The sequence below is a fragment of the Tamlana crocina genome (assembly GCA_040429635.1).
In the GTDB taxonomy this organism is placed as follows: domain Bacteria; phylum Bacteroidota; class Bacteroidia; order Flavobacteriales; family Flavobacteriaceae; genus Flavisericum; species Flavisericum crocinum.
Window position 1 is genome coordinate 304,265 of record CP158972.1, and the last position, 24,434, is coordinate 328,698.

At 35.2% G+C, this 24,434-nt stretch carries 24 protein-coding genes; 19 read left to right on the forward strand and 5 right to left on the reverse strand.

Going from position 1 to position 24,434, the window contains the following annotated elements:
• Positions 1–4 precede the first annotated feature (4 nt).
• The 5 genes from rfbB (at position 5) to ABI125_01355 (ending at position 4,246) form a co-directional block, all read left to right on the forward strand.
• Complete coding sequence (rfbB, locus tag ABI125_01335; GenBank protein XCF06513.1) at positions 5–1,012, forward strand: dTDP-glucose 4,6-dehydratase; 1,008 nt, start codon at positions 5–7, stop codon at positions 1,010–1,012.
• The gene (gene rfbA / locus ABI125_01340; protein ID XCF06514.1) at positions 1,013–1,885 is read left to right on the forward strand and encodes a glucose-1-phosphate thymidylyltransferase RfbA; all 873 of its coding nucleotides are present in this window, start codon (positions 1,013–1,015) and stop codon (positions 1,883–1,885) included.
• A complete protein-coding gene (rfbC, locus tag ABI125_01345) occupies positions 1,875–2,420 on the forward strand; it encodes a dTDP-4-dehydrorhamnose 3,5-epimerase (GenBank protein ID XCF06515.1) in 546 nt (181 codons plus the stop codon). Before rfbA ends, rfbC begins: the two co-directional genes overlap by 11 nt.
• Complete coding sequence (gene rfbD, locus ABI125_01350) at positions 2,421–3,212, forward strand: dTDP-4-dehydrorhamnose reductase (GenBank protein ID XCF06516.1); 792 nt, start codon at positions 2,421–2,423, stop codon at positions 3,210–3,212. It begins immediately after the preceding gene.
• A gap of 140 nt (positions 3,213–3,352) precedes the next feature.
• Positions 3,353–4,246 carry a nitroreductase family protein gene (locus ABI125_01355; protein XCF06517.1) on the forward strand — a complete coding sequence of 298 codons (894 nt, stop codon included), beginning with the start codon at positions 3,353–3,355 and terminating at the stop codon, positions 4,244–4,246.
• Here the strand turns inward: ABI125_01355 and ABI125_01360 are convergent.
• Entirely contained in the window at positions 4,239–5,318 is a 1,080-nt protein-coding gene (locus tag ABI125_01360) for a polysaccharide pyruvyl transferase family protein (GenBank protein ID XCF06518.1), read from the reverse strand. The two genes, ABI125_01355 and ABI125_01360, sit on opposite strands and share 8 nt — an antisense overlap.
• Positions 5,311–6,579 (reverse strand): oligosaccharide flippase family protein, encoded by a 1,269-nt coding sequence (locus ABI125_01365; protein ID XCF06519.1) that lies wholly within the window; start codon positions 6,577–6,579, stop codon positions 5,311–5,313. The genes ABI125_01360 and ABI125_01365 overlap by 8 nt, the downstream gene beginning before the upstream one ends.
• Positions 6,580–6,713: 134 nt before the next feature.
• Between ABI125_01365 and ABI125_01370 the strand changes: the two genes are divergently transcribed.
• The 11 genes from ABI125_01370 to purD all read left to right on the forward strand — a co-directional run bounded on the left by ABI125_01370 (position 6,714) and on the right by purD (position 19,451).
• The gene (locus tag ABI125_01370) at positions 6,714–7,763 is read left to right on the forward strand and encodes a glycosyltransferase family 4 protein (GenBank protein ID XCF06520.1); all 1,050 of its coding nucleotides are present in this window, start codon (positions 6,714–6,716) and stop codon (positions 7,761–7,763) included.
• A 15-nt stretch (positions 7,764–7,778) separates the two neighbouring features.
• Entirely contained in the window at positions 7,779–8,846 is a 1,068-nt protein-coding gene (locus ABI125_01375) for a hypothetical protein (GenBank protein XCF06521.1), read from the forward strand.
• Positions 8,847–8,892: 46 nt separating this feature from the next.
• Positions 8,893–10,101 (forward strand): O-antigen ligase family protein, encoded by a 1,209-nt coding sequence (locus ABI125_01380; GenBank protein ID XCF06522.1) that lies wholly within the window; start codon positions 8,893–8,895, stop codon positions 10,099–10,101.
• The gene (locus ABI125_01385; protein XCF06523.1) at positions 10,088–11,218 is read left to right on the forward strand and encodes a glycosyltransferase; all 1,131 of its coding nucleotides are present in this window, start codon (positions 10,088–10,090) and stop codon (positions 11,216–11,218) included. The genes ABI125_01380 and ABI125_01385 overlap by 14 nt, the downstream gene beginning before the upstream one ends.
• A gap of 40 nt (positions 11,219–11,258) precedes the next feature.
• Positions 11,259–12,662 carry a UDP-glucose 6-dehydrogenase gene (locus ABI125_01390; protein XCF06524.1) on the forward strand — a complete coding sequence of 468 codons (1,404 nt, stop codon included), beginning with the start codon at positions 11,259–11,261 and terminating at the stop codon, positions 12,660–12,662.
• A gap of 12 nt (positions 12,663–12,674) precedes the next feature.
• Positions 12,675–13,661: a UDP-glucuronic acid decarboxylase family protein gene (locus ABI125_01395; protein XCF06525.1), complete on the forward strand. Its 987-nt coding sequence runs from the start codon at positions 12,675–12,677 to the stop codon at positions 13,659–13,661.
• 3 nt (positions 13,662–13,664) lie between these two features.
• Positions 13,665–15,020, forward strand: a complete 1,356-nt coding sequence (locus ABI125_01400) for an undecaprenyl-phosphate glucose phosphotransferase (protein ID XCF06526.1) — start codon at positions 13,665–13,667, stop codon at positions 15,018–15,020.
• 12 nt (positions 15,021–15,032) lie between these two features.
• Entirely contained in the window at positions 15,033–16,052 is a 1,020-nt protein-coding gene (locus ABI125_01405) for a glycosyltransferase family 4 protein (protein XCF06527.1), read from the forward strand.
• Positions 16,053–16,072: 20 nt separating this feature from the next.
• Positions 16,073–17,344: a phenylacetate--CoA ligase family protein gene (locus ABI125_01410; GenBank protein ID XCF06528.1), complete on the forward strand. Its 1,272-nt coding sequence runs from the start codon at positions 16,073–16,075 to the stop codon at positions 17,342–17,344.
• Positions 17,341–18,093 carry a glycosyltransferase family 2 protein gene (locus ABI125_01415; GenBank protein ID XCF06529.1) on the forward strand — a complete coding sequence of 251 codons (753 nt, stop codon included), beginning with the start codon at positions 17,341–17,343 and terminating at the stop codon, positions 18,091–18,093. The genes ABI125_01410 and ABI125_01415 overlap by 4 nt, the downstream gene beginning before the upstream one ends.
• A gap of 83 nt (positions 18,094–18,176) precedes the next feature.
• Positions 18,177–19,451 carry a phosphoribosylamine--glycine ligase gene (purD, locus tag ABI125_01420; protein ID XCF06530.1) on the forward strand — a complete coding sequence of 425 codons (1,275 nt, stop codon included), beginning with the start codon at positions 18,177–18,179 and terminating at the stop codon, positions 19,449–19,451.
• Here purD and ABI125_01425 read toward each other — a convergent pair.
• Positions 19,446–19,673 (reverse strand): uracil phosphoribosyltransferase, encoded by a 228-nt coding sequence (locus tag ABI125_01425; GenBank protein ID XCF06531.1) that lies wholly within the window; start codon positions 19,671–19,673, stop codon positions 19,446–19,448. The genes purD and ABI125_01425 overlap by 6 nt on opposite strands.
• 73 nt (positions 19,674–19,746) lie before the next feature.
• Between ABI125_01425 and ABI125_01430 the strand changes: the two genes are divergently transcribed.
• Positions 19,747–20,670, forward strand: a complete 924-nt coding sequence (locus ABI125_01430) for a DUF6427 family protein (GenBank protein XCF06532.1) — start codon at positions 19,747–19,749, stop codon at positions 20,668–20,670.
• Here ABI125_01430 and upp read toward each other — a convergent pair.
• Positions 20,659–21,318: a uracil phosphoribosyltransferase gene (upp, locus tag ABI125_01435; GenBank protein ID XCF06533.1), complete on the reverse strand. Its 660-nt coding sequence runs from the start codon at positions 21,316–21,318 to the stop codon at positions 20,659–20,661. The two genes, ABI125_01430 and upp, sit on opposite strands and share 12 nt — an antisense overlap.
• Positions 21,319–21,456: 138 nt before the next feature.
• On the opposite strand from upp, the gene ABI125_01440 reads away from it, so the two are divergent.
• Together ABI125_01440 and ABI125_01445 are read left to right on the forward strand one after the other, a co-directional pair.
• Positions 21,457–22,062 carry a DUF4254 domain-containing protein gene (locus ABI125_01440; protein ID XCF06534.1) on the forward strand — a complete coding sequence of 202 codons (606 nt, stop codon included), beginning with the start codon at positions 21,457–21,459 and terminating at the stop codon, positions 22,060–22,062.
• A gap of 145 nt (positions 22,063–22,207) precedes the next feature.
• Positions 22,208–23,269, forward strand: a complete 1,062-nt coding sequence (locus ABI125_01445; GenBank protein ID XCF06535.1) for a glycosyltransferase family 9 protein — start codon at positions 22,208–22,210, stop codon at positions 23,267–23,269.
• A 43-nt stretch (positions 23,270–23,312) separates the two neighbouring features.
• Here ABI125_01445 and ABI125_01450 read toward each other — a convergent pair whose 3' ends face one another.
• Positions 23,313–24,377 carry a ferredoxin--NADP reductase gene (locus ABI125_01450; protein ID XCF06536.1) on the reverse strand — a complete coding sequence of 355 codons (1,065 nt, stop codon included), beginning with the start codon at positions 24,375–24,377 and terminating at the stop codon, positions 23,313–23,315.
• Positions 24,378–24,434 lie beyond the last annotated feature (57 nt).

The following is a 24,434-nucleotide window of genomic DNA, read 5'->3' on the forward strand; positions in this document are numbered from 1 at the left end:
GTTTATGGTTATTTTAGTTACAGGCGGAGCAGGTTTTATTGGGGCAAATTTTATTCATTATTATTTGTCCACTAACTCATCAATCAGAATAGTCAATTTAGATAAGCTTACTTACGCTGGTAACCTTGGTAATTTAGAAGAAGTTAAAAACCATCCGAATTATTCATTTGTAAAAGGTGATATTTGTGACAGGAGATTAATTGAAGAGCTCTTCGACAAATATGATTTTAATGGAGTTATTCATTTTGCGGCAGAATCGCATGTAGATAACTCCATAAAAGACCCAAGTGCTTTTGTTAATACTAATGTTTTGGGCACTTTCAATTTACTTGATGTAGCTAAAAACCATTGGATGGAATCGCCCCAACAGGTAAAAGAAGGACATGTAAATTCACGGTTTTTACATATTTCAACCGACGAGGTTTATGGTACCTTAGGTTCAGAAGGTCTGTTTACCGAGCAAACCCCTTATGCACCTAATAGCCCTTATAGTGCCTCAAAAGCGTCGTCAGATTTTTTGGTTAGAAGTTATTACCATACCTACGGAATGAATGTGGTTACTACAAACTGTTCCAACAATTATGGTCCGAAACAACATGATGAAAAGTTGATTCCAACCATTATTCGAAAGGCCATAAATGACGAAGAGATCCCTATTTATGGCGATGGAAAAAATATTAGGGATTGGTTATACGTTGAAGATCATTTTAAAGGAATAGAGCTGGCGTTCAAAAAAGGAAAGGCTGGCGAAACGTATAATATCGGAGGAAATAACGAACGGAACAATCTATATATAGCGAATAGTATTTGTGAAATTCTCGATGATATTCGACCAAAAAATAAGCCCTATAAAGCGCAAATAACTTTTGTTAAAGATAGACCTGGGCATGATTTTAGATACGCTATCGATGCTTCAAAAATTGAAAATGATTTAGGTTGGCGTGCTAAGGAGAATTTTGAATCAGGTATTAAGAAAACCATTGAGTGGTACTTAAAAAAATACGATAAATAAATGAAAGGAATCATACTGGCAGGAGGATCTGGCACGCGTTTGTACCCACTAACAAAAGTGGTGAGTAAGCAGCTAATGCCTGTTTACGATAAGCCTATGATTTATTACCCGGTATCAACTTTGTTGTCGGCCGGTATTAATGAGATATTAATTATCACCACACCAAAAGATTTACCTAATTTTAAGGAATTACTTGGCGATGGGTCCAGTTATGGTTGCCTTTTCGAATACGCCGTACAGGAAGACCCCAATGGTTTGGCTGAAGCTTTTATTATTGGAGAAAAATTTATAGGGAAAGATAGTGTGGCGCTTATTTTGGGGGATAATATTTTTTACGGGTCTGGTTTAGATTTAGCCCTACAAAAAAATATCAACCCGAAGGGAGGAGTTATTTTTGCATACCATGTTCAGGATCCACAGCGTTATGGAGTAGTGGAATTCGATAAAGACAATAAGGCTGTGTCTATTGAAGAAAAACCCGAACAGCCAAAATCTAGCTATGCTGTTCCTGGTATATATTTTTATGATAATTCTGTTGTTGAAATAGCCAAAAATATTAAACCAAGCAAAAGGGGGGAGTTGGAAATAACCGATGTTAATAAAACCTACCTCAAACAAGGAAACCTTAACGTCCAAATATTGGACAAGGGGACCGCATGGCTAGATACCGGTACGTTTACATCACTTATGCAAGCCTCACAATTTGTAGAGGTTATTGAAGAACGCCAGGGACAAAAAATTGGTTGTATTGAAGAAGTGGCTTACTCGATGGGATACATCAGCAAAGTACAGCTTAGTGACTTGGCACAACCGTTACTAAAAAGTGGTTATGGAAAATACCTTCAACAATTAATCAAAGAACATGAAAGTTGAAGAAACATATTTAAAGGGGTGTTTTGTTGTGACCCCAAGGGTGTTTGAGGACGAAAGAGGGTACTTTTTTGAAACCTTCAATGAAAGCGTTTTTCAAAAGGAAACAGGTGTATCGGTTAATTTTGTTCAAGATAATCAGTCAAAATCGAATAAAGGGGTTTTAAGAGGGCTTCATTTTCAAACAGGAACCTTTGCCCAAGCCAAGTTGGTTAGGGTTATAAAAGGAAAGGTATTTGATGTTTGTGTCGATTTAAGAGATGGCTCGGCAACTTTCGGACAACATTTTTCAATCATTTTAGACGGGGAAAAACATCAACAGCTATTTGTTCCGCGAGGGTTTGCTCATGGTTTTGTGGTTTTGGAAGACGATACCATTTTTTCATATAAATGTGATAATTTTTATAATAAAGATTCAGAATCTGGAATTATCTTTAACGATGAGGTTTTGAATATTGATTGGGGTTTTCCTGAAGAACAGTTGATCATTTCAGAAAAAGATAAAGAACTTCAACCGTTCAATAAAGTATTAAGCTAAATGAATACTAAAGTTTTAGTTACGGGAGCTAATGGGCAATTAGGGCAGACCATTAAAGAATTATTCGCGGTTAACAGTTTAAGTATTGATTTTACTTTTGTTTCAAAAACCGAATTGGATATTTCAGAGTCTAATAAAGTATCTTCCTTTTTGGGAAAAAATGAATTTGATTACTGCGTAAATTGTGCTGCTTACACCAACGTGGAACAGGCCGAAAAAACGCCCGATGTTGCTTTTAAAATCAATGCGGAAGGAGTTAAAAACTTAGTTTTTGCGTGTAAAGAAAACAATGTTGTTCTAATACACATTTCGACGGATTATGTTTTTGATGGTGAAAAAACAACGCCTTATACTATTGATGACCCTACCAATCCCATAAATGAATACGGGAAATCAAAACTTTTGGGCGAGCAACATATTCAAAATATACTTATAGAATACTTTATTATAAGAACCTCGTGGTTGTACAGTAAAAAATATGGTAAAAACTTTTACAAAACCATATTGACCTTAGCCGAAGAAAAGAATGAGTTGTCTATAACTACAGATCAATTAGGCTGCCCAACCGATACGGAGAATCTAGCAAGGTTTGTTTTAAAATTAATATCTAAAAAATCGATTGCATACGGTATAAAGCATTTTACGGACGACGAGGCAATGACTTGGTACGATTTTGCTCAAAAAATACTGACGGAAAACGATTTAATTAACAAAGTCAACCTTGTTAAAACTAGCAATTATGTTACTTTTGCACAGCGGCCGAGGTATTCGGTAATAAAAACGGGAGGATAGTTTATATATCAACCAATCACAAACCCTATCATTATAACATCTCTTAAAACACCGCCAAGATATAAATTAGCATATAAATGATTAGGTCCTTAAAGTTTATAAAAAGTTTTATAGAATATTTTACATGTTGCTTATACGATATGTTGAAAGGCTTTTATTTTTCTAATATGGTCTTCAAAAGGAGTAAAGATAAAAGGGCATTAGGTTCTAATATTATGATTAATCTCCACCGAATAGAGAAAGGGCTCACTTTAAGGAACGTTAAGCCCTTATTTGGAAAATGGTTTTTTGGTAAATTATTTCAAGACTTAAAATCATTTGAGGAAATAAATGGTAGTGATTACCCTCAAAATATTGCAATATCTGCATTATCTGAGTATAAAAAATTTCATCTAGAGAAAAACATTTCAGAAGAAAAATACCCTTTAAACTTGATAGAGAAAGAAGACACACGGGCTTTATCAGGCACAAAAAAAGTTGAAGAATATAATAGTTCTATTAACAACAGTGAGAACCATTTTTTTAGTTTAGCTCGGTCTCGATCAAGTATTAGGAATTTTTCAGCAAAAGCTAATTTGGAAGATGTAAAAAAGGCTGTTGCGCTTGCAATAAAAACACCATCAGTTTGTAACAGACAACCTTGGAAAGTTCACTATTATCAAAATAAGCATGAGATAGAAAGTTTGCTTAAATACCAGAATGGGAATTTAGGTTTTAGGGATAATATACCAGGTTTGATAATAATTACAGGAAACTTGAAAGAAATGGAGTTCTCATATGAAAGACACCAGATTTTTACAGAAGGAGGCCTTTTTAGTATGACATTGATTTATGCTTTACATTCACAGGGTATAGGAACGTGTTGCCTAAATTGGTGCTCTAAACCATTAAATGATTGGAAGGCTCACAAAGCGGCAGGTATACCCCAAGACCAGGAAATCATCATGTACTTGGCCGTTGGCATGTATGAAAAAGATATTAAAACAACCATATCTCCTAAAAAGCCTTTAACTGATGTTTTACATGTTAATTGATATTGCTAAATAGAAGGTTTAGTGAATATTCTTTTTGTGTTTCTAAAATATGGTTAACCTTATTGAATTCAATAGGTTTAAGGGCACTTAAGGCAAATTCGTCCATTTCGGATTCTGATATGGCTCTATGCCTTAAATTGAAAGTATCTAAAATATTCTGCATTCGCGTTTTACCTCTCTTTTCATTATATATACAAATAAACTCTTTATTGAATAAAATTGAAAATGCCACACCGTGGAAAGAGTCTGTAATAACTAAATCAGCATTTTTTATGTTGGCTATCCATTCTGAAATCTCTGGGAATTTTTCCTTCTTTCTGTTAAACAGAATATTTGTTAGCGATATTCTACCAGAATTTTGTTTATAATTTAGAGTGATTTCTTTATCTAAAGAACGAGCTATACTTTTTACAAAAGCAACTTTTTTATCAGAAGCATCCAGTAAATATTGTGTTATAAAGCCAATAGGTCTTTCTACTTCATCTTTGAATGAATAAGCCTCTTTTGGCGATAACAGTACTGGATCCAAAACCATATGGGCGTTTGTTTCAAATAGTTCTTTGCATATGTTCACGCCAGATTTTTCTCTTACCGTAACTAGTGAAAAAGATTTTAAAAGGCTTTTAATAACATTTATGTCTTTTTGGTCGCCACTATAATAATCAAGACCGAAACTAGCCGCATAAGATATTTTTTTAGTTTGTTTTGGAGCAAAATCTAAAAAATAACTGTAGCCTAAACCTCTTGTATAATCTTTTCTCCACACTTGGTCGCTCCCCACAATTAGACAGTCAAAATTTTTAAAATCAACTGAATTTAAGTTGTTGCTAAAAATAGAGCTTTTCGGATATAGGTTTAATCTATTTTGCCTAAACAGGTTAAAGGTTTTTGCAAAAGGTTTTGTTATTGCTGTTTTTAGTCTGCCTTTAAGGCCTAGGTTGGGCGTTAAATTAATGATATAGGTATCATGTCCCTTTTCGGTTAAAACTGTTTGTAAAGAATATGCCTGTAATACAGCACCATAGTTGTTAGAATAGTGGTATGTTAAAATTCCAATCTTTTTTTTATCCATTTTTTTGTAAATGTTTTTTGATTTCTGAAAATTTCAGGGCTTCTAGGGTTATGGTATTTAAAAAGCTATATTCCTTTACAAAGTAATTACAAACAAAACCAGCAAAGAAATACGTTATTAAAGAGATGTAAGAGGCAGCTAGGATTCCATAATTAGATATCAAAATTAAATTAGATATTATGCTTATGGTCGCAGCTATTAAGTTTCTTAAATACGCTTTTTTTTGGAGGTCTTGGATAATGATTATATATCCTGTTGCTAAAAAAATAGACTCAAAGACGTTCTTCCAAATAAGGATCTTAAATGGGTAGATGGATTTAACGTACTCTTTCGTGAAGACCATTTCAATGATGTTTTCTGAGAAGATAAAGAAAATAATAGAGCAGACAACAGAACTCAATATAATTATTTCAAAAAATAATAGGCGGTTTTTTTTGTAGCTTGCTGTATCTATGGTTTTATTTAAAATTGGCCCACCAACCATAATAATAACCATTGTAGAGGTTAGCAGTGCACTGGCTATTTTTTGAGCAGAACTATAAATGCCGGTTTCATAATCGTTTAAAAAATAATTGATAATTATCAAATCCATTTTCTTGTAACTGAAAATTAACAGACCAGCAATAAAAAGAGGAAAACTTTTTGTTATTAAATATTTAGTTTTGCTGAAATCCATTTTAAGTTTATAGGATTTAAATTTTGTTGTAAAAATGAATACAAGTATTATAAACTCAATGAAATAAGCAGCTAAATAATAATAGAGGATAGTTGAAAAGGTGGATTTTAAATAGATTAAAACCAATAAACTTACCAAGGTAAAAATGTCTCTAAAATTGAGGGCAATAGAGGAATATAAATTTTTGAACTTTCCAATAAAAAAGTTTTTGAAAGTATAACCAATTGAAGCAAAATTTGAAACAGCAAAGATTAAAATCATTTTTTGCATGTCCACATCGCTCTCTAAAAAACTAACGCACAACGCTAAAAGTGAGTAGCTGGATATAGAGGCAACCAATCTAATAAGCAAAGAACTTTCGATTATTTTTTCGTTTTTAACGGTTTCCCTAATTTCGATTCGCTCTAAGCCAAATTCAGATAGAATCAAGAAACCAGAAGCAAAAGCTATAACATAGCTAAAGCTACCAAATAACTCTGGCCCTAAATAGTTTGCCAGAATGAAGTTGACTATGAAAACAGAAATAAGATTAAGCCCTTTTCCTAAAGCCTCCCATATTAAATTATTAAATAAAACTTTTTTCACTATCAAAAGAAAAATAAACAAACGGCAAAGTTAGTTTTTTAAATATTTACATCTAAGTTTTAAAGGGTTTTTATATTATCTTACTTTTGCCTTGAATTGAAACCTAAGTTTTAGGCTGTTTTTATGAAAAATTGATGAAAAAAAAAGTACTGGTCCTTTCGTTAGGCCGAACGAATAGTTTGCCGTTATATGCTGAAAATATTGTGTCAAATTTTGAGAGTTTAGACTTTGATATCCTCGTTTCTAAAAATAGGTCATTAAAAAAACCTGTCGTTAAATCAAAAGAAATAATAACTTATAGTAACAAGTTAAGTTTTTTCTTTAACACCTTAATTTATCTACCCATATTAATTTTGTGCCTTCTGCCAAAAATCAGAAAAGATTATAAGGCACTGTATTTACCATACAAGCATTTTTGGGATTTACCATTTATTTTCCTCTTTAAGTTCTTTAACAAGGAAGTCATTTTTACGGCACACGATGGAGTTTTGCACAAAGGCGAGCGTAATTGGTTAACACAGTCCATGAATAATTGTAGGTTGAAAATGGCTAAAAAGGTTGTTTACCTTACTGATTATACACGCAGGCATGTTGAAAGGGAGTTGGGGATAGTTGTTAATTACGAAATTGTACCTCATCCTATTATTGAGAATAAGTTTGTAGAATTTAATTCAAAAAAGGATAGAACCAATAATTTGTTATTCTTAGGAAGGATTGATAAGTATAAAGGGGTTGAATTATTAATGGAAAGTGCAATTATTTTAGGGAATTCTTTTGATAAATTAATTATAGCAGGGAAAAGTTTGTACGATGTTAATTATTCAAAGCATGATAAAATAGAAGTGCTAGATAAGTATCTCTCTGAAGAGGAAATAGGAAAATTGCTGTCTTGGGCAGATGTACTGATTCTGCCTTACACGGAGGCAACACAATCAGGTGTGATTTCCTTGGGTATTTATGCAGAGTTACCTATGGTTTGCACAAATGTGGGGGGGTTTTCTGAACAATTGGCAATGGATGAGTGTTTTTGGTGTGAGCCTAATTCAAAATCCTTAGTTAATGCTATAATTGATAGTTTGGATAATCAGGAAAAGAGAAATAATATAAAAAAAGCGCTGATAAAGAAAAAAAGTCGGTTAACGTGGAAGAATGCAGCTGCACAAATAGAGGATTTGTTAATTTAAAGGTAAAGGTGTTCTATGAAGGTTTCTTATTTTAAAATAAGGTTCTTATTAATTTCTCTTTTAGGTTTATTAATAGCTTATTCAGGTTATTACTTTTTACCAACTAGATTTTTTAACGATACAAATTTACTTATAAACGATCCTTGGAACGAAATAGGGTTTAAGGGCTCTTACCCATTAACTATTTTATTTTATAATATTACTGGGCTAAAGCATTTATCTTTCCCCCTAGTTGGGGCACTTCAATTTATTGTATTAATACTGTTGGTTAGGAAAATAGGTATATCTAAGAGATTTCATGTTTTATCTGTGAAAAATGTATTAGTTTATTTTTTCATTCTAGTTACAGCAATCTATTTAGCAATGCCAACTAAAGAGTTTATTACTTTTTGTTTTACAGGATTACTAGTTTTGTTTTTTAAATGTCGTAAATTAAGTTATAGAAAAACCATAGTGGTTAGTATTATAACTTTACTTCTTTTTGCATATTTTTTTAGAGAGTATTATTTTTTAGTTGTTTTGACAGCTTTGTTTTTATTTTTTATAAACAAAATAAAGTTTAAGTCCCAAAGGATGGGTAATCTTGTCTTTGGATTATTATTTGTTATTTTCCTATCTTTGAGTCATGGTGTTATTAAAGGGGTTTTTATATCCCAAAATACAAGGGAAAGTCATAATGAGTGGAGAGCCAAAATAGGAGATACAGACAGTAATTCGGCTATAATTTCTCCAATCAAAACAGACACATGGTATGGTGAATCATTTGGGATTTTGTATGGTTTTTTTACGGTGAACCTTCCTCTAAATTCAATATTTAGACACATTTTATCACCTCAAATAGTAGTTTTTGGTATTTGGCAACTTATTTTATTCGTGATAATTTACAAACGTTATGGTAACTGTTTAAATAATGGTAAAAAAGAGAATTATGAATTGTGGTTGTTTTACTTTTTAATTTCTTATTTTATTGTACAGGGGGTATTTGAACCGGACCTAGGATCTGCTATTCGTCATAAGGCAGGTATTTTTCCCTTAATTTATTATTTAATGTATTATGAAGAGTTTAGAAAGGAAATATCATAATATTTTTCATTTTTTTTTATGCTTGCTTCCTGTTTCATTCATATCAATGAAATTAGCTAACGTACTTATTGCTTTTTTTGTGCTATTTAACGTTTTTTTTATTAAAAAAATGCACCATACAAAGACTAGTTTGTGGCTCTTTGGAACAATAGCTATACCTTTGCTTTTAGATCTTTTGTTTATTTGGAATAATAGTAGTTTTTATTTGGCGGTAAAAGCTACCGAAAAGCACTCCCTATTTCTTATTTTTCCGTTGTTCATTCTGGGTTATAAAGGAAAATTAGACTTAAAACGCTTGGTAAAACACTACAGAAACCTAATGTTAATTGTTTTGACAATTCTGTTCATTAGGTATATTTTTTTATATCCCGATAACTTTTTGAAATATTTAAAAGGGAAACATCTCTGGGAGATGGGTTATCATTTCTCAAATAGTTTCGGTAATCATGCACCCGCCTTAAATATGGCTATTGCCTTCATAGTTGTTATAAGTTTCTACCTTTTATTAAAAGATGGACGAAGAAAATGGAAGGTTATTGCCAATGGTTTTATGTTTTTTTTGTCTTTTTTTTTCTTGATGTATGTTAACACCAGAGTTGCCATTGCTTCAGCAGTCTTTGGATGTTTAATTATATCATTTGTCCAAGTGTTTCGAGATAAGAATAGAAAGAGAACTGTGAAAATTATACTTCTGACGTTTGTATTATTCGTATTTGGAATAACGGTTTTTTTAAAGGTTTTTCCTTATTCGATAAAAAAATTTACCGAAAAAAGCTTCGCCGATATGGACAAGGTTGGTCGCTTAGATGAATTTGAAAATCCTGAAAGTCAAATTTATGGCGCCTTGGTTACTAGGGTTACTATTTGGAAATCTACTTTAGAACTCGTCAGGAAAAAGTTTGTATTCGGTTATGGTGCTACTGAAGCAAAGCTCGCTCTTTTTGAATACTACAAAAAAACTAATCAAAAGTTTTTGTTTAAATATAAATTTCCTGTACATAACCAATTTTTAGATTATTTTCTAAAATATGGTATATTTGGTATCATTGGATTAGTGGTGTTTTTTAGCGTATTGGGCTATTTGGCAATAGTAAATAAAAGTCTCATTATGATGTTTTTTGGGTTACATTTTTTTCTGTCAAATTTAACAGATGATTTTTTGATTTTATTCAGTGGAATCAGTTTTTCGGCTTTTTGGTTTTCAGTTTTTGGTAAAATAACATTAAATAGAAACATTAGATTTGAAAAGAATTAAAGTAGCGCATGTTTTGGATTCGGTTGGGGGAGTTGAAGTATATCTCCGCTTAGTTGTAGAAAATATAAATTGCAATAAAGTAGAAAATATAATAATTCACAAACAAAAAAATGGTAAAAAAAGATATTATGATAAAAGCAATAACGCTATACCTGAATTTAATATTGACATCCAAAGAGAAATAAGCCCAGTAAAGGATCTCAAGGCAATCTACCAAACCATAATGGCAATAAAGAAGGAAAGGCCTGATTTAATTCATGCGCATAGTGCAAAAGGAGGTATTATTGCAAGAGTTGCCTCTCTTTTTTGTAAAGTAAAAGTCCTTCATACACCCCATGCTTACTCTTATTTAAGTACTAATAGTAAATTAAAAAGAAGAATATTTTTACTTATAGAATCTTTTTTTGCTGGACGAAATTCATATCTTCTAGCTACTTCAAAATCAGAAATAGAAAGAGGAATAAGTGATGTGGGATATAAACCTGAAAAAACAATTCTGTTTAATAATTCAATATTGCCGATTGAAAGAAATAACGATGAATATACCAGTGTAAAGCTCCCAAAAAACTACATTTGTACCGTTGGCAGGCCTTCTTATCAAAAAAATATTGAAATGATGATTGAGGTTATCAAAAAGATAAAAGAATCAAAGCCGGATATTCATTTGGTTTTAATGGGGGTTGGTGAGTATAGCCCCAACAAAGAGCATGTACAAAACCAGATACGGAATTATAATTTGGAAGGAAATATAACTCTGGTAAAATGGATAGAGCGTGAAAAGATTTTAAAAATAATAGAAAACTCGAAGCTATACATTTCAACATCAAGGTATGAAGGTTTGCCGTACTCAATTATTGAAAGTTTAGCGCTTTCAAAATCGTGTGTAGTTACTAATTGCGACGGAAACAGAGACCTTGTTGAAGATAATTATAATGGGTTTGTTGTTGAGAATTTCAATGTGGATGATATGGCATCAAAAACCTGTGAGTTGCTTGACAACGATTTGCTTCGAACAAAATTTGAACAAAACTCATTTGTTTTATTTAATAAAGAATTCAACTTAAAGAACAATATATCTAAACTTGAGAAGATATATAGTGACTTAATATTAAATTAATTATATTTTTGCATTTTCCACCTGGAGTAATAGTTCTTTAATGAAAACGACCAAAATCTGCTGCATCGGAGCCGGATACGTAGGCGGGCCAACCATGGCTGTCATCGCCCAGAAATGTCCCAATATAAAAGTTACAGTAGTTGATATCAACGAGTCAAGAATTAATGCTTGGAACGATGCCGATTTAAACAAACTACCTGTATTCGAACCCGGTTTAGATGCAATTGTTAAAGAAGCTAGAGGGCGAAATCTATTTTTCTCTAATGATGTAGATACTGCCATTGATGAAGCCGATATGATTTTTATTTCGGTAAATACGCCTACAAAAACTTATGGGAAAGGGAAAGGCATGGCGGCCGATTTAAAATACATTGAGCTTTGTGCCCGCCAAATTGCAAAAGTAGCCAAGGAAAATAAAATTGTAGTTGAAAAATCAACCCTCCCAGTGCGTACTGCTTCAGCAATAAAAAATATTTTGGACCATACGGGTAATGGCGTTAAGTTTCAAATACTATCAAACCCAGAGTTTTTAGCTGAGGGCACGGCGGTGCAAGATTTGTTGAAACCCGATAGAGTGTTGATAGGGGGAGATACTTCTGAGGAAGGAGAGCAAGCCATTCAGGCTTTAGTTGATATTTATGCCGAATGGGTGCCAAAAGACAAAATTTTAACGACCAATGTCTGGTCATCAGAGCTTTCAAAGTTAACAGCCAATGCCTTTTTGGCGCAGCGTGTATCCTCAATAAATGCCATGTCTGTTATTTGCGAAAAAACAGGGGCAGATATCAAAGAAGTTTCAAAGGCGGTAGGAATGGACTCCAGAATTGGCCCGAAATTCTTGAAAGCATCAGTAGGCTTTGGAGGGTCGTGTTTTCAAAAAGACATTCTTAATTTGGTATATATTGCGAAAAGCTACGGACTTAACGAAGTAGCCGATTATTGGGAACAAGTTATTTTGATGAACGATTATCAAAAAAACCGATTCTCGGATAATATTGTACGCACCCTTTATAATACCGTTTCGGGAAAGAAAATAGCTTTTTTAGGCTGGGCCTTTAAAAAGGATACTAACGATACCCGTGAATCTGCCGCCATAAAAGTGGCCGATAATTTGCTGAATGAGCAAGCTCAGGTTTCCGTTTATGACCCTAAGGTAACAGAGGAACAGATTTATACAGATATAGATTATTTAAATTCACGACATTCGGAGGGAAATAGAGATTTATTGAAAATTAAGAATGATCCATACGAAGTATGTAAAGATGCCCATGCTATTGCTGTTTTAACTGAATGGGACGAGTTTAAAACCTACGATTGGCAAAAAATTTATGAAAATATGCAAAAACCTGCCTTTGTTTTTGACGGAAGGGGTATTTTGGATAATAAAAAGCTCGAGGAAATAGGCTTTGTATGTTACAAAATTGGAAGTGGAACCATAGGATGAAAAATATTTAAAATGAAAAGGGTACTCGTTACTGGTGCGGCAGGTTTTTTGGGTTCACATTTGTGTGACCGATTTATTAAGGAAGGGTTTTATGTAATTGGAATGGACAATTACATTACAGGAGATAAAAAAAACCTAGCGCATTTAGCGAATCATCCCCGTTTTGAATTTATAAAACACGATGTAACGGAGTTTGTTGAAATTGAAGGGAATTTAGATTACGTCCTTCATTTTGCTTCACCGGCAAGTCCTATCGATTATTTAAAAATCCCTATTCAAACTCTAAAAGTAGGGTCTTTGGGTACTCATAATTTATTAGGGTTGGCAAAGGCTAAAAATGCACGTATTTTAATAGCTTCAACTTCTGAGGTATATGGCGATCCACTAGTGCACCCTCAAAACGAAGATTATTACGGAAACGTAAATACTATTGGTCCAAGAGGGGTATATGATGAAGCCAAGCGTTTTCAGGAGTCTATCACTATGGCATATCACAGATTCCATGGCTTAGAAACTCGAATTGTGCGTATATTTAATACCTATGGCCCTAGAATGCGATTAAATGATGGTCGAGTTATACCCGCATTTATAGGTCAAGCGCTGCGAGGTGAAGATTTAACCGTTTTTGGTGATGGGTTGCAAACCCGTTCGTTTTGTTATGTCGATGATCAAGTTGAAGGCATTTACAGGTTATTATTAAGCGATTATGCATACCCTGTTAACATCGGGAATCCGCACGAAATCACTATTAAAGATTTTGCTGGAGAAATTATAAGGCTAACGGGCACCACACAAAAGATTGTTTACAAAGATTTGCCTCAAAACGATCCCCTGCAACGCCAACCTGATATTAGTTTAGCAAAAAAAATATTAAATTGGGAGCCGAAAATAGACAGAGCGGAAGGCATGAAAATAACCTACGATTATTTCAGTACATTAACCAAAGACGAGCTGTTTAAAAGCGAACACAAAGATTTTGCCCAACACATAAAAAAATAACTATTGAGTACTTTTAAACAAGGTCGCTATTCCGGATTAATAAAACCTATTTTACACCTCGTTGATTTTAGTATCATTGGCGGTGTTATATTCTTGTTTGAGATTAACCTGAATAACATTTATTTGTTTTTGGGGTATGCCTTCGCATCTTGGCTTGTCATTGCTTTTAAAAATCAGTTTTATGAGGTCAATAGATACACTAAAGTCATACAGGTTATCACCTTGTTGTTTAGACAAATTATCTTCTTTTCAATTATACTATATGCTTTTATTGGGTTTTTTAAACAACCTGGTATAAGTCGGTTGTCGCTTGGAAACTATTTGTTGACGGTTTTTGGATTAGTTTCATTTTTTAAGTTTTTGTTTTTCTTTCTCTTAAATAAATATAGAGCAGTTTTAGGAGGAAACCTTAGAAGGGTAGTTGTTATTGGTGATACAGAAAAGACTAGGCAATTAATGCGTATTTTTAAAACCAGATTGGATTTTGGTTACGATTTCAAAAAACAGTTTAAAACGCAAAAGGAGGGTTTTTCGCTGCAAAAATGTTTCGACTTTATTATTGAAAACGACATCAATGAAATTTACTTTTCGGTGGCCGATTTATCCAACAAACAAATAAACCGATTGATCGACTTTGCCGATAATAATTTACGGGAATTAAAATTTATACCAGATAACAAGGATATATATTCTAAAAAGTTAAAATACGAATATTATGATTATATTCCTATTCTATCGTTAAGGACTATTCCTATTCAAGAAAAGGTTAACCAATTGACCAAGCGAACTTTCGATATTGTGTTTTCCCTTGGCATTATCATTTTTGTGCTATCATGGCTTACGCCCATCTTGGCCATCATCATAAAACTGGAATCAAGAGGCCCCGTATTTTTCAAACAATCCAGAAACGGGTTTAATTACAAAGAATTCGACTGTTACAAGTTTCGTTCCATGACGCCCAACAAAGATGCGCATTTGTTTCAAGCGACAAAGGGCGATAACCGCATTACAAAAGTGGGGGCTTTCATTAGAAAGACAAGTATTGACGAGCTCCCTCAGTTTTTTAATGTACTTTTCGGTGATATGTCGGTTGTGGGACCAAGGCCGCATATGGTAAGCCATACCAATATGTACGCGCAACGAATAGATAAGTTTATGGTGCGCCATTTTGTAAAACCGGGCATAACAGGATTGGCCCAGATAAGTGGTTTTAGGGGCGAGATAGAAACCGATAAAGATATTATCAATAGAGTAAAATATGACATCTTTTACATAGAAAACTGGTCGTTGTTATTGGATTTAAAAATAATGATACAAACTTTGACCAATGCGTTAAAAGGCGAGGAAAAAGCTTATTAATAAATAAGCGCTATGAAAACCACAAAAGTGTTATACATAGGAAACAATCTGTTTAGCAAAACGGGTTATCCTTCCACGTTGGAAACACTTAGTAATTTGCTACAAAAAGAAGGCTATACTGTAATAAAAACGTCGAGTCAATCTAACGTGGTGTTCCGAATGCTCGATATGGTTTTCAGTATTTTTAATCACCAACAAACTACTGATGTCGTTTTAATCGATACCTATAGTACGTTAAACTTTTATTACGCCTATTGCTGTGCTATTTTGCTACAATGGTTTAGAAAGCCTTATATTCCTATTTTACACGGCGGAAACCTTCCTGAAAGGTTGAAAAAATCGCCTCGAATGTCAAAAACCATTTTTTCAAACGCCTATGTTAACGTGGCACCATCCGAATATTTGTTGGAGGCTTTTCAAAATGCAGGCTTCAAAACCCTTTGCATCCCCAACGTACTCGAAATAGAAAATTATCCGTTTAAAGTTAGAGAAACACTACATCCGAAACTGTTATATGTAAGGTCGTTTGCCAAAATTTATAACCCCGAAATGGCCATAAAAGTATTGTTAGAACTAAAGAAAGATTACCCAAATGCCACATTGTGCATGGTAGGCCCCGATCGTGATGGTACCTTGGAAAATGTAAAAGCACTTGTGAAAGCACTTGATTTGGAAAGCTCGGTGAAATTCACAGGTGTTTTAACAAAAGAAGCATGGCACAAAAAATCGGAAGCATTCGATGTTTTTATAAACACCAGCAATGTCGATAACATGCCAGTTAGCATCATTGAAGCCATGGCTTTAGGATTACCGGTTGTATCCACCAATGTAGGAGGAATAAAGCATTTGGTAAAAGACCAAGAAACTGGGGTCTTGGTGAAACCAAACGACGTTGTCGCTATGGTTAACAGCATTAAGGATTTAATTGAAAACGACTCGGGTAAAATCACCCAAAAAGCTCGAAAGCAAGTTGAAAACTATCAATGGGAGGTGGTAAAACACCAATGGAACCAATTACTTGAGAAAGCATGATCTATAAATGGCTCTATATTTTGGGACGAAATTTGAGGAACCCTTCTTCAAAAAGCATCCATCAATTTTTGAATGTTTCGCAGGGCTATTCGTTGGAGCAGTTGGAAGGTTTTCAATTGAAAAAACTAAAGGAGCTCATTGCATTTGCCTATCAATATTCGCCATTTTACCGAAAGACTTTTGATAAAAAAGGAATAAAACCATCCGATATTACATCACTTTCCGATTTAAAAAAATTGCCCACCATCACCAAAAGAGAACTGATTCAGCATAATTCAGAAATCCATACGAATTATAAATTCAAAAAAACATTTCAGGCCAAAACATCGGGGACGTCGGGCCAATCGTTGGTGTTTACAAGAAACGAATATGCCGATGCGTTCAACAGGGCAGTCATCAACCATAATTACAGCAATTATGGCATAAATCCTTGGGATAGAAATGGCTACTTTTGGGGATTCAATCAGTCGCTTTTCTATAAATTGAAAACCCGATTGCTAGATGCTTTTCAAAATCGATTTCGGGTGTTTTCGTATTCAAAAACCGAAATGAAGCGATTTATAAAAAAGCTAAAAGATGCCCAATATATCCATGGTTACTCATCAAGTATTTACGAAACGGCAAGGGCCATAAATGCTTCAGAAACTAAAAAGCCGAGTAAAATCAAAATGGTTAAGGGCACTTCTGAAAAGATTTTCGATTACTATCAGCCTGAAATCAAACAGGCCTTTGGAACAAAAATGATTAGCGAATACGGCGCAGCAGAAGCTGGAATCATTGCTTTTGAATGCCCCAAAGGCAATATGCACATAAACATGGAAGGTGTAATTGTTGAAGAAATGAACAATGAAATTTTGGTTACCAATTTGCACATGCTTTCTTTTCCGATAATTCGATATCAATTAGGCGATTATATAAAATTGGCTCCAAAAAGTAAGGCGTGTGACTGCGGAAAAGCACATCTCATTTTAGAAGACGTTTTGGGTAGAATTGGCGAAACGGTTTACGGAATTAGCGACAAATATCCCAGTTTGTATTTTTATTATATTTTTAAAAACCTTTCGGAAAAGCATGGGTTGAATTTGGAATATCAAGTGATTCAAAAGGAAAAAGGACAGTTGGATTTCAATATTTTTTCCGACTTATCAACCAAAGAAAAACAACTTTTATCAAAAGAAATTGAAAGTTATTTTAAAGGCGACATAACATACAGAATAAATACCGATGCCGAATTGGTAGCTACAAAAAAAGGAAAAAAGAAAAGTTTTATTTCAACCATCAAACATCAATGAGCAATAGCACCCCCCTTGTTTCGGTCATTACAGCTTGTTACAACTCTGAAAAACACATTTCGGAAACCATAAGCAGTGTGCTCAATCAAACCTATCAAAATTGGGAAATGTTGTTGGTTGACGATTGCTCAAGCGATAATACCATTTCAATAATCGAAACACTTCAGAAGTCAGATTCGCGAATTAAACTGTTTCAGCTTAATGAAAATTCAGGAGCAGCCGTGGCCAGAAATAAAGCCATTAATGAAGCGAAGGGCGAGTTTATCGCTTTTCTGGATAGCGACGATAAATGGTTACCATTAAAACTCGAAAAGCAAATCCGGTTTATGCTGCATAAGGGGTATAATTTAACGCACACCGCATACCAATGGATTGATGAATCTGGAGATTCTTTAAATAAAACTTTAAATCCGCCCCAAGTTTTGAGTTATAGCGACATGCTTTATTCCAATAAAATAGGGTGCTTAACGGCCATTTATAACCGGACTAAATTGGGAAAAGTGTATATGCCGCTTATTAGAAAACGACAAGATTATGCTTTGTGGCTTAAAATATTAAAAACAGGTGAGGAAGCCCATGCACTGCCCGAAGTCCTTTCAGAATACCGAAAAACCAATGATTCCATGTCTAACAATAAGTTCGATTTAATAAAATGGAATTGGAAACTGTTACGGCAAGTGGAGCGGTTACCATTATTAAAATCGGCGTACTATTTGGCATGGCACGTCATCATAAAACTGAAAGGGTAGCTTTTAAAAATAAAAACTCGCCCATCTATTAGTAGCTTTAATCAAAAGCAATTATTTTTGTGCCTTTAATAAACACACAGAACATGAACATCTTAATTCTTGGCTCAGGCGGAAGAGAACACACATTTGCTTGGAAAATAGCACAAAGCCCAAAATGCGAACAGTTATTTGTGGCTCCTGGTAACTCCGGAACGGCAGAAGTGGCAACCAACGTAAATATTGGTGAAACCGATTTTGGGGCTATTAAAGAATTGGTGTTGAATGAAAATATAGAATTGGTGGTTGTTGGCCCGGAAGCACCTTTGGTGGCGGGGGTTCACGATTACTTTTTAAACGACGATGCCATCAAGCATGTTAAGGTCATTGGGCCACAAAAAGTAGCCGCAGAGTTGGAAGGCAGTAAAGAATTCGCCAAGGAATTTATGATGCGTCACAACATTCCAACGGCAGCTTACGAGAGCTTTACGGCCGAAACCGTTGAAAAAGGCTATGCGTTTTTAGAAACCTTAAAACCACCGTATGTACTGAAAGCAGACGGGTTGGCAGCAGGAAAAGGAGTGGTGATTTTAAATGATTTGGATGAAGCCAAAGCCGAATTGAAAAGCATGCTGGTCGATGCCAAATTTGGTCAAGCTAGTACCAAAGTGGTTATCGAAGAGTTCTTGGATGGTATCGAGTTGAGTTGTTTTGTGTTGACTGATGGTGAAAACTATAAAATCTTACCAACCGCTAAAGATTACAAGCGTATCGGTGAGGGAGATACTGGCCTTAACACAGGTGGAATGGGAGCGGTTTCGCCCGTGCCTTTTGCTACCGAGGATTTTTTAAATAAAATTGAGGAGCGCATTGTAAAACCAACTATTGAAGGCTTTAAAAAAGACAAACTGCCTTACGTGGGCTTTGTGTTCATTGGGTTGATAAAAGTGGAAAATGACGACCCAAAAGTAATTGAATACAATGTTAGGATGGGCGATCCAGAAACCGAAGTAGTATTCCCAAGGTTGAAAAACGATTTGGTTGAGGTGCTTCAGGCGATGGGCAATGGTACTTTAAACGAAATAGATATTGAAATAGACGAACGTGCGGCTACAACGGTCATGTTGGTTTCGGGAGGTTACCCTGAGGCTTACGAAAAAGGAAAGGAAATAACGGGTATTGAGGCTATCAATGGCTCTATTGCGTTCCACGCCGGCGCACAATTAAAAGACGGGAAAGTTGTAACCTCTGGTGGCCGTGTTATGGCGATAACTTCATACGGAAATACGTACCAAGAGGCCATAAAAAAATCTTACCAAAATATAGAAAAACTACATTTTGATAAGATGAATTATCGTAAAGATATCGGATTCGATTTATAGAAACGAGTGCGAAGAAATGCTTTTGTCTTCTTCGTTGTTGTCGTTAAATATTTTTAACTGTTTCATCCAGTAAACCATGGCTACAAAACCAATAAGCATGAAAATCCATGAAATGGTATTGGCGGCAAACCAGTTTTCTAACTCAAGTGCTTTTAAGGCATCGTACGGAGCAAACAGTACATTTACAAATAAGTCCTGTATAGCGTAAAATAAGTCTTTCATTTTGTGTTTGTTTATTGTTTACCAACCGTTTTATAGTTAGTATATTTACTACGCAAAAATACAAAAACAGATAATGATAACAAGTTTTTTTAATAAATCTAAACCTGTAAACTTCGTTATTGTGTTTTTAATTACACTATTGGCTTTTATAGTGGCCAAAACCCATATGGGTTACGATGCTATTACAGGTGGTTTTTTGTTTAAACAGGCCTTGCTTTTATTGGTGGCTTATAGCTCCATTCTACTTTTAAATTTTGTAGTTGGAAAAAATAGTTTATCTAAAAAGAATCACTACGAACTATTATTATTCAGCCTGTTTTTTTTAACCATTGTAGAAACCACAAACGAAGCAGAAGTGTTATTGGCTAATTTTTTTGTGCTTTTGGCTTTGCGGAGGTTGCTGAGTGTGCGTTCGCAACGTGAGTTGAAAAAGAAGTATTTTGATGCTGCATTTTGGATAGCGGTGGCCAGTCTATTCTATTTTTGGGTTATTTTATTTTTTGTTTTAATCTTGGCATCTCTGGTTTTGTATTCCGATAACAATATTAGGCATTGGGTGGTGCCGTTTTTGGGAGTCGCTGCGGTGTTTGTTATTTCGGTGGCCGCATCAGTGATTTTTTATGGTGGTTTTTTTAATGTTTTCGATTTGTCTCTTCAGGTTGATTTTGATTTTTCAAAATACAATTCCACGAAATTTTTAATTGCCATTACCTTACTATTGTCCTTTGGTTTGTGGTCATTGTTCTTTTATATTCGGAATATTAAGCAGAAAAAGAAGTCGAATAGAACTACTTTAAAAACGGTGGTTTTGGCTGCGGTTATTGGTTTTGTAATTGTACTTTTAACGCCCAATAAAAACGGAAGCGAGTTTTTGTTTTTGTTCGCTCCCTTGGCCGTTGTGGTTTCAAATTATATCGAATCCATTTCCGAAAAATGGTTCAGGGAAGTGTTTTTGGGTGTATTGATTATTGTGCCTTTTGTACTGTTAATGCTGTAGCTTTTCGCCAAAAGCTAAATCGCCCGCATCACCAAGCCCCGGAACAATGTAGCCTTTGTCGTTTAGTTTTTCGTCAACGGTGGCAATCCATAAATGCACGTTTTCGTCAAAATGGTTTTCAATAAATTTAATGCCCGGTTGAGCGCCAATAACACTCACTAAATGGATGGCTTTCGGTTTACCAAAGGGCCTTAAAGCCCTAAAGGTGGCGACAAGTGATTGTCCAGTGGCCAACATCGGGTCGGCCAAAATCAATGTTTTGCCTTCCAAGTTGGGGCAGGCGAGGTATTCCACAATAATTTCAAAATCATCGGAATTATTTTTATGGTGCCTGTACGCCGAAATAAAAGCATTTTCGGCTTTGTCAAAATAATTGAGCAATCCGTTATGCAACGGAATACCTGCTCTCAAAATAGAGCATAATACCACATCGTTTTGAGGCAGTGGTATTGTTGATTTTCCCAAAGGGGTTTCAACCGTTTTCGACTCATAATATAGTGATTTACTCATTTCATAACCCAAAATCTCACCAATGCGTTCAATATTTCGCCGAAAACGCAAGCGGTCGTTTTGGACGTCGGTGTTTCTAATTTCAGAAATAAATGTGTTCAAAATGGAATTTTGAAGCGATAGGTTGTGGATTTTCATTGGTGTAAAATTATTTTTAAAGTTAATGAAACCCGTTTACAAATTAATTGAGAATAGTTAAAACAATCCCAATGCGATTCAAGCGAGCCTAAAATATTGTTTAAATTACGTAGTTTTGTGCTTTTTAAAACCAAAAACATGTTTACAGATAAGGCAAATAAAATATTTCAGGACGTTATAGAAAAATACCACGTTTTTAATATGGTAGATCAACCGTTTGAGAACGCTTACCCAGAGAGCGAATTAATCGAACATTTGTTGTACAGAAAATGTTGGATTGATACCGTGCAGTGGCATTATGAGGATATTATTCGTGATCCACAAATCGACCCCGTGGCAGCATTAAAGTTGAAGCGACAAATTGATGCTTCCAACCAAGACCGCACCGATATGGTGGAGTATATCGACAGCTATTTTCTGGATAAATATAAGCATGTTGAAGCGAAAGCTGATGCGACGATAAACACCGAAAGCCCAGCATGGGGCATTGATCGCTTGTCAATTTTAGCATTGAAAATTTACCACATGAACGAAGAGGCTACCCGCGAAGACGCTTCGGAAGCCCACCGTACTGCTTGCCAAAAGAAATTGGACGTTTTGTTGGAGCAGCGCGTAGATCTTTCAACCGCTATCGATACGCTTTTAAGCGATATTGAAAATGGTGATAAATACATGAAGGTGTACAAGCAAATGAAAATGTACAACGACGACGAATTGAACCCTGTGCTTCGTTCGCAAAAGTAGGAGAGTGTCTAAAAAGTAATAAATGAACGTCATTGCGAGAAATTTTATTTCGAAGCAATCTCATAATCAAAACTTTGATTTTTAAAGATTCCTTCACTTTGTTCGGAATGACGACTTTTTAGAATTCCTCAACAAACAAACCCAAATGCCCAAACCAACAAAAAACATCTTAGTCATCCGCTTTTCCGCAATGGGCGACGTGGCCATGACGGTGCCGGTTTTAAGGGCATTAACACAACAACATCCCGAGTTAAAAGTAACCCTTTTAACTCGGGCTTTTTTTGCGCCATTTTTTAGGGACATCCAAAATGTAAATGTTTTTTCGGCCGATTTAAAAGGCAAGCATAAAGGTGTTTTCGGACTCTACAAGCTATCAAAAGAAATAAAAAAACTGAATATCAATGTCACTTCGAGCGGAGTCGAGAAGTCTTCTCTAAAAATTGATGCGATTGCCGATTTGCACAATGTGTTGCGAACAAAAGTTTTAAAACATTTTTTGCGATGCAAACGTTTTATTTCAATCGATAAAGGACGAAAGGAAAAAAAGCAGTTAACTTCTGGGAAGATTTTTGAACCACTAAAAACCACCCATCAACGCTATGCCGATGTATTTGATGGTTTGGGCTATCCGGTAGATTTATCAAATCCTTCCTTTCCCGAAAAAGCAGAGCTAAGTACAAAACTTAAGGATTTACTCGGAGAATCTTCCCAAAAAATGATTGGAATAGCACCTTTTGCTGCCCATAGCGGAAAAATGTATCCGTTGGAACTCACCAAAAAAGTGATTGAAACCCTTAGCAAAGATTATAAAATCGTTTTGTTTGGCGGTGGCAAAAAAGAGATTGACATTTTAAATAAAATGGAATCTGCTTTTGAAAACACAGTAATCATCGCTGGAAAATTAAGCCTTGATGAAGAGCTGGACATGGTTTCCAATTTAGAAGTAATGCTCTCCATGGATTCTGGTAATGCCCATATCGCGGCCATGATGGGCATAAAAACCGTCACCATTTGGGGCGTTACGCATCCCTATGCTGGGTTTGCGCCGTTCAACCAACCTAAAGATTACGCCATTTTGCCCGATAGGAACCAATTCCCTTTAATTCCAACATCGGTTTACGGCAATAAATATCCTGAAAATTACGAAGCTGCAGCTGGGAGTATTTTTCCTGAAACTGTGGTTGAAAAAATTAAGTCAATTATTTAAACTTCTCACCCTTTGGGGGAGATGCCCGCAGGGCAGAGGGGGCTTACACATCATCATAATCCACTGAAATAGTTGGCGTTGTTGGGTGGGCCTGGCAAGTTAATATCAAACCTTCGGCCACTTCATTTTCAGTTAAAATGTTATTTTGTCTCATGGTAGCAGAGCCTTCTGTAACACGGGCTAAGCAGCTGCTGCAAATACCGCCTTGGCAGGAGTAGGGAGCATCTAAATCCTCATCGATGGTCGCTTCTAAAATGGTCTGTTTTGCAGACATTTCAAAAGTTGAGGTTTCGTCATCAACGGTTACCGTAATTTGTGTTTTTCCCGGGGCAACAGTATCGTTTTCAACTTTAACGTCGGCGGGCTTGGCGGCTTTAAACAGCTCGAAGTGGATTCTGTTCGGATCAACGTCATGTCCGGTCAAAACATCTTTTACCGTATGTATCATCGCTTCGGGTCCGCAAAGGTAATAGGCATCTACATCAATATGTTTGTGCTTGTTTTTCATCACGTAGTTCACCGTGCTTTTTTCAATTCTTCCGAAAATGGAATCGTCGTCCTCATCGCGTTGGCTAAATACAAATTGAATGGAAAAACGTTCGTTATGTTGGTTTTGAAGTTCCAATAGCTCATTTAAAAACATGGTTTCTTCAGTGGTCTTGTTGCCATAAACCAAAATAACTTTGCTATAAACTTCTTCTTCCAAAGCACATTTAATAATACTTAAAATAGGGGTGATACCACTACCTGCAGCAAAAAGCGCGATGTTCTTGGTTTTGGAGTCGTTTGGTGTAAAAACAAATCGGCCTCGAGGCGGAGCTACGTCTAGAGTGTCACCAGCCTTTAAAGTGTTGTTGGCGTACCATGAAAAGGTACCGTCTTTCACCTCTTTAACTGCAACTTTCAATTCACCACTTTTGGGAGAAGAACACAGCGAATAATCACGACGCACTTCGTTGCCATCAATTTCAGTTTTTAATGTAATGTATTGTCCCGCTTGAAAAGAAAAGGTGTCTTTCAGGTTGCCCGGAACGTTAAAAGTGATGCTGATGGATTTATCGGTTTCCCGAGTAATATTTTGTACGGAAAGCTTGTGAAATGATGACATGAAAAAATAATTTTTAGCAAAAATAGTGAAGTTGAGGTGTAAATTTTAACTTTGGGA